This window comes from Pseudomonas edaphica, from assembly GCF_965277385.1.
Lineage (GTDB): Bacteria > Pseudomonadota > Gammaproteobacteria > Pseudomonadales > Pseudomonadaceae > Aquipseudomonas > Aquipseudomonas edaphica.
Map to the genome: position 1 here is coordinate 6,177,528 of NZ_OZ255725.1, position 15,098 is coordinate 6,192,625.

Consider the following 15,098-nt stretch of genomic DNA (forward strand, 5'->3'; position numbering starts at 1 on the left):
GCTGTGTATCGGTTGTTCTGTGGGAGCTGGCTTGTCGAATCGTCGCACCGCTGCGATGCAGACACCTCGGTGTGTCAGGTGCACCGAGTTGATGCCATCGCAGGCAAGCCAGCTCCCACATGACCTACCCAGCCAACTCATGCAGCCGGCAGTACTCTTCCCACCCCAACCCCGCCATCTGGGCGACTTCTTTATGCACTTCCAGGCGCTGAGCCTCAAAAGTTTCAGCCGACTCGGCCGTCAACTTGAGCGTCAGCTCCCAGGCAAACAGATTCTGGCGCTCAGCCTCGGCCTCGAAAGCTTCATGCAAGCGCTCGGCGCGATACTGCGCGAGGGTTTCGCCTTTGGCTTGGGCGGCCAGAGGGTTGAGGGTATCCAGTTGCGTCGCCACCTGGGGGTGTTCATTCAAGAAACGGTCCAGGGCGCGCTGGTGGTTATCACCGGGTTCTGACAAGGGCTTACTCCTGATGGGATGAAGTGAATAGATGGGGTCACGCACAAAGCTTTGCAATCAGCTGGCGGGCAATCGCCGCGTAGGCGGGCAGGGTCGCTGGCCTGGGCATCGAGAAAACGGGTTTGAGCGCTGATCCGACGGCCCCGATACACCGCGCAATCTGAAATTAATTCTGAATAATTAATTGTAGTGCGGCAAAAGCCTTTCGCTACCGGTAGGTGGCCGTGTAGCGTTACATGGGATTTTTGGGCACTGCCAAGCATGGGCAGAAAGCGATACGGGCAGAGGGACGGGGCATGGCGCAAACGCTGTTCAAACTTTTCCTCACCCAACGCCTGGCGGCCTTGGCCAGTACCGAATCATTGCGCGCTATCCGTGAAGGCTTGCTGTGGATCCTGCCGTGCCTGCTGGTGTCTGCCGGTTTCCTGATCTTGGCTGAATGCGCCAAGGTGCTGGGCTTCGATCCGCAGGTGGTGGCCTTTTTGTCGGGGTTGCATAACCAGATCAGTTCGGTGATCCCGCTGCTGGTGGCGGCATCGATTGGCTACATGCTCGCCATCCAGCACCGGCTGCCACAATTGCCAGTGGCATTTTTGTGCCTGGCCCACGTGGTGATCGCCACCTTTGTATTGCGCGACTACCCGCGAGCATCGGCGACGTTTGTATTGTTTATCGCCATCGCTTCGCCGCTGTTGAATGTGCCGACGATCGCCTGGCTGCACCGTTTCCGCTGGACGCGGCTGGTCAACGAAGACTTGGTGGGCCACAACCTGCGCGGCACCATCAACATGGTGGTGCCCGGCGCGATTACAGCGCTGTTGCTGGTGGTGGTGTTGTCGTTGATGTTGCAGATTCCCTATGTGGCGCAGCTACAGGGGCCGCAGGTACTGGATGCATTGCAAACGCCGTATGGCAGCGGATTGTTTGTGACCTTGATGAATTCGCTGCTGTGGTTTTTCGGCATTCACGGTGTGTACGCCATGCAGCCGCTGTTTGATGTACTGGACCAGGCCGTAGTGCTCAATGGCGCCGCGCTGGCGGCGGGTGAACCGGTCAAGTACCTGCTCAACAGTGGCCTGCTCGGTTCTTTCGCGTTTATCGGTGGGTCGGGCGGGGCGTTGTGTTTGCTGCTGGCGATCCTGTTGTTTTCCAAAAGCCAAACCATGCGTTTGCTGGCAATGGCCAGTCTGCCGCTGTCGTTGTTCAATGTCAGCGAAGTGCTGTTGTTCGGCTTGCCGATCATCCTTAACCCACGCTTGTTTATCCCGTTTCTGCTGGTGCCGGCGTTCAACACCCTGCTGGCATTGACGGTGGTGCAGTTGGGCTGGGTATCGCCGGCGGTGGCCAGCGTGCCATTTACCGCGCCAGTGCTGCTCAATGCCTACCTCAGCACTCACGGCGACGTGGCGGCGGTGGTGCTGCAAGTGGTTCTGTTGGGGCTGGGCACGCTGGTGTATGCGCCGTATGTGCGCGCGATTCATCGCCAGTCCAGTGAGGGTGGCACGGTGTACCTCAAGTCGTTGGACATGACCTTCCGTGGCCTCGAAGAGAAAGGCCGCCTGCTGGAATTGGACCCGGTGTTGGCGTCCCACAAGGCGGCCGCCCGTCAGGCAGTCGAACTGAGCCGTATCCAGCAGATCAGCGATTACGAGTTCTACCTGGAATTCCAGCCGCAAGTCTCGACCCGCACCGGCCTGTGCACCGGCTGTGAGGCGCTGATGCGCGCGCGGGACAGCCAGGGCACGGTGCATTCACCCTGGGAGTTCCTGCAATGGCTGGCCCAGGCGCGATTGATGCCGGATGTTGATCTGTGGGTGGCGTCCCAGGCCGTGCGCCAATATCAGAAGTGGCAAAAGATCGGCTTTGCCTTGCCCATGACCATCAATATTTCCAGCGCCACGCTCACTCACGCAGGCTATGGCGAGCGCCTGGTGGAGATCCTCGCCCAGGCCTGTGGCCAGATCTCGGTGGAAATCACCGAAGATGCATTGGTGGGTGATGTCCAGGCCACCCGCCAGACCATCCAGAGGCTCCAGGCGATCGGCGCCAAGGTGTATATCGATGACTTCGGCACCGGGTTTTCGGCCTTGAGTTACCTGCATCAGTTTCCGGTGGACTTTATCAAGATCGACCGCAGTTTCGTGGTGGCCCAGCGCGACCCCAAAGGCGCCCAGGTGTTGACCGGCATGTTGCGCTTTTGTGAGGCGCTGAACCTGGGCGTGGTGGTCGAGGGCGTGGAGACCGCCGAGCAGTTGGCCTTTTTGAATACCGGCACCGAGCTGTTTATCCAGGGCTGGTATTTCAGCAAGGCGCTGCCCGGCGACCTGCTGCCGGGCTTTGTCCGCAGACGTGCGGCGGCTCAGGCTTAAGCGTGGGCGGACGCGTATTCGCGCTGGGTTTGTTCGATCGCTTCGACCAGATCGTCGATACCCGCCAGGCGTGCACGGTTGTCATGGTCCCAGGGGTGAAAGCCCGGTTTGAAATAGTGCAACCACGGCCGCAGCATGCGTGGGAACACGCCCTTGGGCCCGTATAGAAACTTGAGCATGCGCCAGAACCCCTTCAGGTGCCCACCGGCTTTGCGGTCGGCCAACAGCAGGCGCACATGGAAATCAAACACGACCAGCCAGAACAGCAGCGTGGTGGTCAACATGGTGCCGGTGCGCAACAGATAGCGCATCGGCCCAGGCTTGATCACGGTGTTCCACACATCGAACGCCACGGCCTTGTGCTCGGTTTCTTCGAGGGCGTGCCAGTACCACATCTGCTGGTAGCCCTTGAGTGACTCGCCAAAACGCGACGGGTCGCTGAGCAGGATTTCCGCGAGCATCGCTGTGTAGTGTTCCAGGGCGATGGTCACCGCCAGGTTGAACGACGGTGGCAGGTGTTTCTTTTGCAGGTCGAGGAAGAACTTCAGGCGCTTGTCGAGGGTGTGCGCCGGCAGACCGGCCGCTTGCAAGTGATCGTTGTAGGCCACGTGTTCGCGGCTGTGCATGGCTTCCTGGCCGATAAACCCCTGGATTTCTTTCTTCAACGCCGGGTCGTCGATGCGCTGGCGGTAGTGGCGCACGCTGTCCATGAAAAACAGCTCGCCCTGGGGAAACAGCAGCGACAACGCGTTGAAAAAGTGCGTGATGAACGGGCCTTGTTCGTGCCAGTCCTTGATGCGCTCGGCAGGCAAGGCAAAACGGATATCGCGACGGATCGGCAGCATGGTGCGTGCTCCTGTTCAGAGTCGGGTTTCGTCGTTGGTTTCGAACACCGGCGTGCGCGGTTTGGGCGCCATACGCTTGCTTGCGAACACCACCAGGGCCTGATAGGCCGCCGGCAGGCACCGGGCGAGCAGGTCGAGAAAATACGCGTCGCGACCGATCAGCACGCGGCGCTTGTTCTTGCGCACGGCGTGCAAAATCACCTTGGCGGCCTGGTCGGCGTCGGTGATGAAGAGTTTTTCGAAGTCGGCGCGGGCCTGTTGCTCGCTGTGAATCAGAAAGCCGGTCATGTTCGCGTCGATACGGCTGCTGCGGCAGATATCGGTGCGAATGCCGCCGGGGTGCACGCAGGTGGCGGACACACCGCAGCCTTGCAGGTCGAGCTCCTGGCGCAGGGATTCGGTAAAGCCGCGCACGGCAAACTTGGTCGCGTTGTAGCCGCTCATGCCCGGCTGGGCAAACAGGCCGAACACGCTGGAAGTATTGACCACATGCCCTTCGCCGCTGGCTTTGAGGTGCGGCAGAAACGCCTTGGTGCCATGCACCACGCCCCAGAAGTTGATGCCGACGATCCACTCAAGGTCGGCATAGTCCACACCCTCGACAGTGCTCGACAGCGCCACGCCGGCATTGTTGAAGATCAGGTTGACCTGGCCATGCTCGGCCGCGCAGCGTGCGGCCCAGTCTTGCACGGCCTGGCGGTCGGCCACATCGACGACGTGGGTGGTGATCATGATCGGCGACAAGGTTGAAGACTTGATCAGCGCGAGGGTGTGTTCCAAGCCTTGGCTGTTCTTGTCCGAAAGCGCCAGGTGGCAACCTTCGCGCGCCAATGCGAGGGCCAGGGCACGGCCCATGCCGGAGGCTGCGCCGGTGATTGCCGCCACGCGGCCATTGAATGACTTCATGACAGGCTGCCTTCTGCAGTGGGTTGCGGGGCCACAACCGCGCGCGGCGCGGAGGCCGGCAACGGGTTGGCGAGGTAGTCCTTGAGGGCAAAGTGCCGGGTGATTTGCTTGAAACGCCAGGTTGAGCCGGGCCACAGCGTGGTGTTTTTGCCGGTGCGCGGGTCCAGGTACCAACTTTGGCAACCACCGGTGTTCCAGATGGTGCGCTTGAGCTTGTCCTGCAGTTGCTGGTTGTAAGCCTGTTCGGTGGCAGGTTTGACCTCGACCGTGGCAATGCGCTGGTGCTGCATGTGCTTGAGCGCATCGAGGATGTAGCTGACCTGGGCCTCGATCATCAGGATCATCGAATTATGCCCCAGGCCCGTATTAGGCCCGACAATCAGGAACAGGTTGGGATAACCCGGCACCGTCGTGCCTTTATAGGCGTGGGCGCCATCGCGCCAAGCGTCCATCAGGTCGATACCGTCGCGGCCGATGATGCAGTCGCGGGGGAGTGGATCGGTGGCCTGGAAACCGGTGCCGAAAATCAGGCAGTCGGCCGGGTGCTTGATGCCGTCGCTGGTGATCACGCCATCGGCTTCGATGCGCAGCACCGTGTCGGTGACCACCTCGACATTGCTGCGTGACAGCGCCGGGTAGTAGTCATTGGAGATCAGCACGCGCTTGCAGCCGATGGTGTAGTCAGGCGTCAGGGTTTTGCGCAGGGAAGGGCGCGCCACCTGTTTGCGCAAGTGACGCAGGGCGATCTTCTGCACCATCTTCATCAGCCGCGGGTGCAGGGCAAAGCCCACCACGCGGCCTTCCAACGCCCAGTAAAAGGCGCCGCGCACCAGGCGTTGGGTAAATGGCAGGTGTTTGAAGGCCCAGCGTTCGAGCCTTGAAATCTCGCGATCCGGCTTGGGCATGATCCACGGTGGCGTGCGCTGGAACAGGTCCAGGTGCGCCACCTGCGGGGCAATCTGCGGCACGAACTGGATCGCACTGGCGCCGGTGCCGATCACCGCCACGCGCTTGCCTTTCAACGAATAGTCATGATCCCAGTGCTGGGAGTGAAAGCGTTTGCCCTTGAAGCTGTCCAGCCCTGGAATATCCGGCAACGCCGGGCGTGACAGGCCGCCCATGCCCGACACCAACACCCGCGCGCTAATCTTGCGGCCATCGCTGAAACTCAGTTGCCAGCGTTGCTGCTCATCAAACACCGCACGTTGCAGGCCCATGCCGAAGCGCAAATAGGGCGCCAGCTCGAAGCGCTGCGCGCATTGCTCAAGGTAGGCGCGGATCTCCGCCTGCGGCGCGAATTGCCGCGTCCAGTTGGGGTTGGGCGCAAACGAATACGAATACACATGGGACTGCACGTCGCAGGCGCAGCCAGGGTAGTGGTTGTCACGCCAGGTGCCGCCCAGGGTGTCGGCCTGCTCGGCGATAAAGAAGTCGGTAAACCCGGCTTCCTTGAGTTTGATCGCCATGCACAGGCCGGCAAAACCTGAACCGATGATGGCGATGTCGATGCAATCAGTGTGGGCATTCATAGGCTGTCCCTCATGGGCATCAGATGTGCTCCTGTTTTTGTTTTGTCTTTTAGATAGAACACCATTGCAAAGAAAAAATGAATTAATTATTTTAAAAAAGATTTTAAATAATCTACCTGAAAATATCGCCTACGCTAGGACCTTGTTCGCAATGTGCGCCTTGTCCGACAGACGCGCACGCTATGCAGCAAGTCCGGGTCCAGGGTGTGGACGGTGGCTGAGGCCTTGACCAATACCGGTCAGGGAGCAGCAGCAGGGAAGCAGAGGACCGAGCTATGGCGGTTGAATGGGTTGTTGCTGCGGGTGTGTTGGTGGGCGCCAGTGCGCTGCTGTGGGGCTTGAGTGCCTGGATGACACGGCGTATAGAAACCACCGTTCCGATCAACGGGCGTTTCGTCGAGGTCGATGGCGAGCGCTTTCACTATGTCGAAGAAGGTAAAGGCCCACCGCTGGTGATGATTCACGGGCTGATGGGCAGCAGTCGCAACCTCACCTATGCGTTGTCCGGGCAATTACGTGAACGCTTTCGGGTGATTACGCTGGACCGTCCGGGCTCCGGCTATTCCAGCCGGGGCGCCCACACGGCGGCAGACCTGCCGGCCCAGGCCCGGCAGATTGCTGCGTTTATCAAGACCCTCGACCTGGATAAACCGCTGGTGCTGGGGCATTCCCTTGGCGGTGCGATTGCCCTGGCGCTGGCGCTTGATCATCCGCATGCAGTGTCCGGGTTGGTCCTGGTTGCGCCGCTGACCCACCCGCAGCGCCTGTTGCCGCTGGTGTTCCTGTCACTGGCCGTACGCCCGGCCTGGTTGCGTCGTTGGGTGTCGCACACCCTGACCCTGCCCGTGGGGCTTTTGACCAAAGGTTCGGTGGTCAAGGGCGTGTTCGCCCCCGATACCGCGCCACCGGACTTCGCCACCCGTGGCGGCGGGCTGCTGGGGATGCGCCCGGACAACTTCTACGCCGCCTCCACCGAGATCAACACAGTCAACGATCACCTGCCGGACATGGTCAAGCGCTACCCGCAACTGACCTTGCCCATCGGCCTGATCTATGGCGCGCGCGACAAGGTGCTGGACTTCCAGAAGCACGGCCAGGCCCTGGCCAGCAAGGTGCCGGGGCTGAAGCTGCAAGTGGTGGAGGGCAGGGGCCATATGCTGCCGATCACCGCCACAGAGCGTGTGGTGGCGGTGGTGGAGCAGATTGCCAAGCGCGTCAAACCGCCGCAAAACGATCCGCTTGCGCAGCGGCCATTGGCCCTGGTGGGTAAGTAGCTGGGTAAATGATTGTGCAATCCGACTCGCGGTTCAACGGCGTCGATGCCTGCTTTAGACACCTGACCAAACGGCTGAAAAAGAGACTGCCCGGTCACGTTAAAAAGCCTTCGAGAAACTAGTTGACGACCTAACGATTCCGCGCTATTAATTTTAAAAAATTATTTCAATGTGTAATTTGAAACAGTTTTTGAAATGCCTAAGAGCGAATAAAATAATGAAAAAAACGCCTTTTATCGCATACCCAACCTGCCTCGTTCGGAGGCTGCCATGAATCAGACTATGGCAAGCCCAACCGTCTGGACCGACGGCAAGCGTCACCTCTGGTGGCTCGGCATCATGCCACTGGCAACCCCCTTGCTGTCCGGCGCCCTGGCAATTACCACCGGCGTACAGCAACTGTGGTGGGTCGGTGTGCTGGTGATCTTCGGCCTTATCCCGCTGATCGACGGCCTGCTCGGTGAAGACGTCAGCAACCCACCCGAATCCGCCGTCAACCACCTCGAATCCCAAAGCTACTACCGCTGGATCGTCTACACCGGTGTGCTGTTCGTCATCTCGTCGGTGGTGATCACCGGCTGGCTCGCCGCCGGCGGCATCGACTGGATCATCAGCGGCGGTCTGCTGAACGCCACCGCCCACTTGGACCCGTCGAGCTGGCTGGCCAAAACCGCCGCCTTCATTACCGCGCGTACTGAGTTGCACGGTGCGGTCAGCTGGTTCACTTACCTGGGCATGTCGATGTCCACCGGTGCTGCCACCGGCATTGCCATCAACACCGCTCACGAACTGGGGCACAAGCCCAAGCCGCTGGAAGTGTTCCTGGCTAAAGTGACCCTGGCGCCGACCTTCTACGGGCACTTCTACACCGAACACAACCGTGGCCACCATGTACGCGTCGCCACCCCGGAAGACCCGGCCAGCTCGCGCCTCGGTGAGAGTTTCTGGGCGTTCCTGCCGCGCTCGGTGTGGTTCAGCGCCGTGTCAGCCTGGAACCTGGAGCGCGAACGCCTGCGCAAACTCGGCCTGCCGGCCTTGCACTGGAAGAACGCGGTGCTCAGCGCCTGGATGTACAGCCTGGTGTTGTGGGGCGCGATGATTGCCTGGCTGGGCGCGGCAGTGATTCCGTTCCTGATCATCCAGGGTATCTACGGGTTCTCGCTGCTGGAAGTGGTCAATTATGTCGAGCACTACGGGCTCAAACGTCAGAAGTTGCCCAACGGCCGTTATGAGCGTTGTTCACCTCGGCATTCGTGGAACAGCAATCGGATTGTCACCAATATCTTTTTGTTCCAACTTCAGCGGCACTCCGATCACCATGCCAACCCGACCCGCAGTTACCAGTCGCTGCGCCACTTTGATGAATCGCCGCAACTGCCTTACGGTTACGCCAGCATGATTGTCTGGGCCTATGTGCCGTACTTGTGGCGGCGTCGCATGGACCACCGTGTCTTGAACCACTATGCCGGGGATATCACCCTGACCAATCTTCAACCGTCACAGCGGTTGAAGTATCTGGAGAAGTACAGCAACAGCGCGACGCCGTTTTAATCTGAACTAACGCCTGTGTGGTTGAACTCGGGGTCTGTGTACCGCGCAGGCCTTCATCGCCCAGGATTTATCGGTTTTAGTGCAAGTTAGTGGTTTGACCCTACAACAATAATTTCAAGGGAAGGACGTACACCATGCAAAGCCCTGCCACCTTTACCGCCCATGTCATCCTGGCCGCACTGGGCCTGATGGTTTACCAACAAGCCCAGGCTGCGCGGATCGAGCCGGCCGGCAGCGCCTTTACGGCCCAAGGCCCGATCAGCTTTTCCAAGGGCGCGCTGATCAGCGCCGACTGCACCATCAAAGTGGCCGGCAAGGTCGCGGCCAATGGCGCGTCGGTGAATGTCGACAAAGTTGAATTCGATGGCGGCCTGAAATGCAGCCGCGTCGAGGCTATCAACTTGCCGTGGGTATTAATTGCCAAAGACACTAAAAGCGGCTCGATGTCGAACATCAGCGTGGATGTGCATGCCTTCGGTTTAGGCGGCCAGTGCGGCCCGTCGACCGCCGACGGTACCTGGGATAACGCCACCGGCAAGTTGGAAGCGACGAATGTGCCGATCGGCGAAGACTGCAAGATCAAGACGGTGTCGATCAAGATGCCGCCAACTTTCAAAGTGGTCGAATAAACGAATTCTAAAACTGTAGCGGTATAGGCATTGAAATTTGGCTGGAAAGGGAAGTTCTGCAGTTTCACCGTGACCTCTCGATCATGGCCATTACCCCTGGCGAACTGACTCGCCATAACATGTGAGGAAAAACAATGAAAAGCTTGAAAACCCTCGTTTGTGCAACTTCTTTTGCTCTGTGCTTTGGCGCAGCTTCGATGGCCAGTGCGGCGTCCATCACCCCGGATGGTCCGTTCTCGACTAACCCTGGCACCATCGTGGTGAAGTCGCCTTCGTCCTTCGGTGCTGCGGTGACCTGCGGCATCACCTTTACCGGCAACGTTAGCGGTGGCGTGGCTTCTATCAACGGTGCGACCTTGACCGGTGGCGGTCTGTGCGGTTTGCCAACCCTGACCAACCTGCCTTGGGTGCTCACTGCTGCAACGGGCACCACCGGTACCGTGACCAATGTCGGCTACAAGATCTCCTCGATCCCGGCCACCAACTGCGGTCCTACCCCTATCGCTGTGGCATGGACTCCAGGCACCAAGACCCTGTCGGCTGCCAACCAATCGCTGAGCGGCAACTGCACTGTGGTTTCCCTGAGCGTGGTGGCTCCAACACTGTCGGTTAACCCGTAAGCGCGTCACTCCGTTAAGGGCTGATCACCCGTGAAGGCAGGAGTCTCGAAAGAGACTCCTGTTGACGGAATGGAAGGTCGAGGGAACTGACTATGAGTCGTTTATTGCGACGGGCTTCGAGCACTTTGCTGCTGGCAGGCTGGATAGGGATTGCAACGGTTGCACAGGCCGCAGAGTTTGCGCCTGCGGGGCTATTCTCGAGCGGATTTGGCACGCTCACGATAAGAGCGCCTTCTACGTTTGGCGCATCGCTGACGTGCGGGGTTGCCATGTCGGGCAATGTAAGTGCTTTTACCGGCGTTCATATAAGCACTGTTTCAATCACAGGCGGCGGCTATTGCAGCTTGTTGAAGCCTAAGTTGAGTTGGAGGATGAGCGCCTACTCGATGACGTCAGCCTGGGTGGATGACGTGGGCTTTTCAGTAACAGGTATCCCTGGCAGCAATTGCGGGCCAACTGAGATTTACGCAAGTTGGAATAACGCAACACATCAATTAACCGTTTTTAATCAAGCCTTGTCAGGTAATTGCACACTTGAACGGCTGGACATCGTTTTGCCAACACTGTCGATCGTTAACTGAATGACAAGGCATGCCGGACTAAGCCGCTGCGATAATAATAGGGGTCATACATGAATAATAAAAAACAACATGCACGCACACTGCTCGGGTTGGCATTAGTCGGGGGGTTGATCACGACAGCCCCGGTACACGCGGGCGGTTTCTCCACGCCAACCTACGGCGCTCCTGGCTGGGGCCGAGCCTTTGGTGGTGGTTCGCTGTTCAAGAACGACCCCAGTGCCGCGTACAACAACCCGGCGGCGATGGCGTTCATTGACTCCACCATTGCGCAACAAACGGTTGACTACGCACGCGTCAAGATCAAATACAGCGGCCAGGCCTATGACTATGCCGGCAACCCTGTGACCAATACACCGGTACTTGATGATCAAGGGAGCATGGGCGATCCGGTGCCCAATAACAATAATGGCGGACAAGGTGGTTTTACCGCATGGCTGCCGACCGGGTTTCTGGTGATTCCCATGGGTGACCGTTTTGCGTTCGGCCTGAGCCAGGTAGTGCCACAGGGGATGCGCACCACCTGGAATGAAAACTCGAAGTTTCGTGATTTTGCTGTCGATACCAAGATCGAGACGGTTGGCCTGACGGGCTCGCTGTCGTTCAAGGTCAACGATCAATTCTCCATTGGTGGCGGTGCGATTGTTCAACGCAGCCAGGGCTTCGTCAGCCAGAACGTGGACTTGTTATCCGCCGCCGCTGTTTCCCCAGGGTTGGGGGGCTCGGCGTTTCCTTCCGGCGTGGGCGAGTCGTTGATTCGGGTAAAGGTGGATAACGTTTCGGTGGGCTGGTTCGGTGGTGTGGTCTGGAAACCGACTGACAGAGACACGCTGGGTCTGAATTATCACGCCAAAATCAAGAACAAGATGACCGGCAAGTACAACTTCAAAACGGATGCTATCGGCCGCAACGCCATGACCAACCCCATCGGGCCAAATGGCGAAACGCTGGTGGAATTGGCCTACCCTGGATTGAAGCTATTCCCGGACGGTGCTAACGCGAGCACTCAGCTGGATATTCCCGCCACTGCGTCGATTGATTGGGTGCACCAATTCAACGACCGCTGGACCCTGGGCATGAGCGCAACCTGGACCGAATGGTCGTCCTTCCAGGACCTGACACTCAAGTCCGACGGCATGACCATTGTCGCGATTCCTTACAACTACAAGAACTCGTGGATGACATCCATCGGTGGTGACTACAAAGCCACGGATGAGCTGACACTGCGCGCCGGTGTGGCGTATGACCAGACACCTACCCGCAACTCCACACGTGACCCACGCATTCCCGATGGGGACCGCTACTTCCTCGCCTTTGGCGCCGGTTATGACATCAAGGCGGTGCCGGGGCTGTCCGTTGATGCCGCGTATTCCCACCAATTCGTGCAGAAGGTCAATCTCAAGACTAAAAACGAGGATCGCCTGGGTGCTGGTCAACTGAGCGGTACGGCGGAGTCGTCTGGTGACGTGGTGAGTGTGTCGGCCACTTATAAGTTCTGATCCAGTAGCGCCGCTGCAGGAGAGGGCGTCAAGCGCATCTTGATGCGCTCGACCTGCAGCGTTTCATCCCTTGGTCTTTGGCTGACGCGTTCGGCCGAATTTTTTTGCTCAAAGCATTAAATAAAAATTTCAAAACAAAATTTGAATTTGTCCTTTCAAGTTTGTAGTGTGGTTTTACGCCCTCGTTCATCCCGAACGAGCGACGCGCATGCCATACCCTGAATTGAGTAGAGGTATCCCCATGGTTATCTGGTTATTGTTGGGTGTCGCCGCCGCGATTGCCCTGGCCTATCGACAAGCCGCTGCTGCCCTGTGGCTGGGCGTCGGCCTGGTCTGGCTGGCGCTTGGTTATCTGTTCAATGTGGTCGCAGGCTTTGGCGCCAGCGTCGCGGCCATTCTGGTGGTACTGCCCGCCGTGCTGATGACGATCAAGCCGCTGCGCCGCACGCTGCTGACCAGCAAGGCCCTGGGCCTGTTTCGCACGATCATGCCGGCGATGTCTGACACCGAGCGCGCGGCCATCGAGTCCGGCACCGTGTGGTGGGACGCCGAGCTGTTCAGCGGCAAGCCCAACTGGCAGCGCTTGCTGCAAGCCGCGCCTGCCAGCCTGAGCGCCGAAGAGCAGGCGTTTCTCGATAACGAAGTGGAAACCCTCTGCGACATCGCCAACGACTGGGAAACCACCCAAGTCTGGCAGGACATGTCCCCCGAAGGCTGGCAGTACACCAAGGACGCCGGGTTCCTGGGCATGATCATTCCCAAGCAGTACGGCGGCAAAGGCTTCTCCCACTATGCGCATTCGCAGGTGGTGATGAAGCTGTCGACGCGTTGCTCGGCCGCGGCGATTTCGGTGATGGTGCCCAACTCCCTTGGCCCGGCTGAACTGCTGCTGCATTACGGCACCGATGCGCAGCGCAATTACTATTTGCCGCGCCTGGCACGCGGCGAAGACATCCCGTGCTTTGCCCTCACCAGCCCGTATGCCGGTTCCGATGCCGGAGCGATTCCAGACCTGGGCATCGTCTGCAAAGGCGTGCATGAGGGCGAGGAAGTGCTGGGTTTCAAAGTGACCTGGGACAAGCGCTACATCACCCTCGGCCCGATTGCCACGGTGCTGGGCCTGGCGTTTCGTGCCGAAGACCCGGATGGCTTGCTCGGCAAGGCTGGTTCGCTGGGCATTACCTGTGCGTTGATCCCCACCTCCCACCCGGGCGTGAACAGCGGTCGTCGGCATTGGCCGCTGAACGCGGTGTTCCAGAACGGGCCGACCACCGGCAAGGATGTGTTCATTCCGCTGGAATGGGTGATCGGCGGCCGCGAACAGGTCGGCAATGGCTGGCGCATGCTGATGGAATGCCTGGCGGCCGGGCGCGCCATTTCGCTGCCATCGGCCAACGTTGGCCTGGGCAAGGTCGCGGTACGCGGCACCACGGCTTATGCGGCGATGCGCAAACAGTTCGGCCTGCCCATCGGCAAGTTCGAAGGCGTACAGGCGCCCTTGGCGCGCATGGCCGGGCATTTGTATGCCTGCGATGCGGTGCGCAAGGTCTCGGTGGCGTCTTTGGATGCTGGTGAAAAGCCCTCGGTGATCTCGGCGATTGCCAAGTACCACGTTACCGAGCGCGCGCGGATGATCGTCAACGACGGCATGGACATCGTGGCCGGCAAAGGCATCTGCATGGGGCCAAACAATTTTCTGGCCCGCGCTTACCAGCAAAGCCCGATTGCGATCACCGTGGAAGGCGCGAACATCATGACCCGCTGCCTGATCATCTTTGGCCAGGGGCTGATTCGTTGCCATCCGTATGTGTTCCGCGAGATGGAAGCGGCGCACAACCCGGATCGACGCAAAGCCCTGGAAGCCTTCGACAGCGCGATGTTCGGCCACCTGAGTTTCGTGTTGGCCAATACCGTGCGCGCTGCGGTGCATTCGCTGACAGGCGGGCGGCTGCTTGCCGCACCGGCCAAGACCGACCCGGCGCTGGCGTCCTACTACCGCCAGGCCAATCGGCTGTCGGTGGTGCTGGCATTGATCTCGGATGTGTCCATGGGTGTGCTCGGCGGTGCGCTCAAGCGCAAGGAAAGTATCACCGGGCGCCTGGGCGATATTCTGTCGCAGCTGTACATCGTGTCCTGCGTGCTCAAGCGTTTTGAGGACGACGGGCGGCCCCAGGCCGACTTGCCGCTGGTGCACTGGTCGGCCCAGGACGCGTTGCTGCGCGCCCATGAAGCCCTTGCCGAAGTACTCGACAACTACCCGTCGAAACCGGCGGCAGCCGTGGTGCGTGCCTTGAGTTTCCCGTTCGGTATTCCCCAGCACAAACCCTCGGACCGCCTGCTGGCCCAGGTGGCCGATGTGGTGCAAACCCCCGGCGAAACCCGCGACCGCTTGCTGGCCAATTCCTACATCCCGCGCCCGGAAATCGACAAGCTCGCCTATGGCGAATTGGGCTTCCGGCTGTTGCCGCAGGTGGAGCTGATCGAGGCGCGGCTCAAGCCCGCGATCAAGCAGGGCCTGATCGAACCCATGCCGATTTCCGCCACCGCCTTTACCGCCTGGCGCGTCAAGGCGCGGGCGCTGGACCTGATCAGTGATGAGGAAGACAGCTTGCTCGGGCGTTACGTGGAATATGCCGACCACGGTATTCAGGTTGACGACTTCCCGCAGGATTTTGGCTTGCTGGAGGCTTTGCAGCAGCGCAAGCAAGCCTTGGAGCCGACGACCAAACGCCGCAGCAGCCAAAGCGAAAACGCCTCAGTTAGTTAACACGGTCAGTGTGGGAGCTGGCTTGCTGTGGCGAGCAAGCTTGCTTGCGCTGGGGTGCGAAGCGCCCCCAAAAGCGG

Annotated in this window: 12 protein-coding genes; 8 read left to right on the forward strand and 4 right to left on the reverse strand. The window is 59.6% G+C overall.

The window, feature by feature from the left end:
• Window positions 1-124: 124 nt before the first annotated feature.
• The gene (locus ACQY47_RS28175) at window positions 125-454 is read right to left on the reverse strand and encodes a DUF6388 family protein (RefSeq protein ID WP_169987799.1); all 330 of its coding nucleotides are present in this window, start codon (window positions 452-454) and stop codon (window positions 125-127) included.
• A 296-nt stretch (window positions 455-750) separates the two neighbouring features.
• Between ACQY47_RS28175 and ACQY47_RS28180 the strand changes: the two genes are divergently transcribed.
• The gene (locus ACQY47_RS28180) at window positions 751-2,823 is read left to right on the forward strand and encodes an EAL domain-containing protein (protein WP_017136816.1); all 2,073 of its coding nucleotides are present in this window, start codon (window positions 751-753) and stop codon (window positions 2,821-2,823) included.
• Here ACQY47_RS28180 and ACQY47_RS28185 read toward each other — a convergent pair.
• From ACQY47_RS28185 to ACQY47_RS28195, 3 genes are read right to left on the reverse strand one after another with little or no spacing between them, the layout of a single operon-like run.
• A complete protein-coding gene (locus tag ACQY47_RS28185) occupies window positions 2,820-3,668 on the reverse strand; it encodes a metal-dependent hydrolase (RefSeq protein ID WP_017136815.1) in 849 nt (282 codons plus the stop codon). The two genes, ACQY47_RS28180 and ACQY47_RS28185, sit on opposite strands and share 4 nt — an antisense overlap.
• Before the next feature lie 15 nt (window positions 3,669-3,683).
• Entirely contained in the window at window positions 3,684-4,574 is an 891-nt protein-coding gene (locus tag ACQY47_RS28190) for an SDR family NAD(P)-dependent oxidoreductase (protein ID WP_176991893.1), read from the reverse strand.
• A complete protein-coding gene (locus ACQY47_RS28195; protein WP_428553859.1) occupies window positions 4,571-6,103 on the reverse strand; it encodes a flavin-containing monooxygenase in 1,533 nt (510 codons plus the stop codon). The genes ACQY47_RS28190 and ACQY47_RS28195 overlap by 4 nt, the downstream gene beginning before the upstream one ends.
• 275 nt (window positions 6,104-6,378) lie before the next feature.
• Here ACQY47_RS28195 and ACQY47_RS28200 point away from each other — a divergent pair, with 275 nt between their 5' ends.
• From ACQY47_RS28200 to ACQY47_RS28230, 7 genes are all read left to right on the forward strand, one after another.
• Complete coding sequence (locus ACQY47_RS28200; protein ID WP_236447610.1) at window positions 6,379-7,377, forward strand: alpha/beta fold hydrolase; 999 nt, start codon at window positions 6,379-6,381, stop codon at window positions 7,375-7,377.
• Window positions 7,378-7,647: 270 nt separating this feature from the next.
• Window positions 7,648-8,928, forward strand: coding sequence for an alkane 1-monooxygenase (locus tag ACQY47_RS28205; RefSeq protein ID WP_428553863.1), 1,281 nt, complete (start codon window positions 7,648-7,650; stop codon window positions 8,926-8,928).
• A 134-nt stretch (window positions 8,929-9,062) separates the two neighbouring features.
• Window positions 9,063-9,557, forward strand: a complete 495-nt coding sequence (gene praA, locus ACQY47_RS28210) for an alkane oxidation protein activator PraA (protein WP_428553866.1) — start codon at window positions 9,063-9,065, stop codon at window positions 9,555-9,557.
• Window positions 9,558-9,691: 134 nt separating this feature from the next.
• Entirely contained in the window at window positions 9,692-10,177 is a 486-nt protein-coding gene (gene praB, locus ACQY47_RS28215) for an alkane oxidation protein activator PraB (protein WP_138452386.1), read from the forward strand.
• A gap of 92 nt (window positions 10,178-10,269) precedes the next feature.
• Window positions 10,270-10,758 (forward strand): alkane oxidation protein activator PraB, encoded by a 489-nt coding sequence (gene praB, locus ACQY47_RS28220; protein ID WP_428553871.1) that lies wholly within the window; start codon window positions 10,270-10,272, stop codon window positions 10,756-10,758.
• A 50-nt stretch (window positions 10,759-10,808) separates the two neighbouring features.
• Complete coding sequence (locus tag ACQY47_RS28225) at window positions 10,809-12,254, forward strand: outer membrane protein transport protein (protein WP_138452381.1); 1,446 nt, start codon at window positions 10,809-10,811, stop codon at window positions 12,252-12,254.
• A gap of 241 nt (window positions 12,255-12,495) precedes the next feature.
• Entirely contained in the window at window positions 12,496-15,021 is a 2,526-nt protein-coding gene (locus ACQY47_RS28230; protein WP_428553874.1) for an acyl-CoA dehydrogenase, read from the forward strand.
• The last annotated feature ends 77 nt before the right edge of the window (window positions 15,022-15,098 follow it).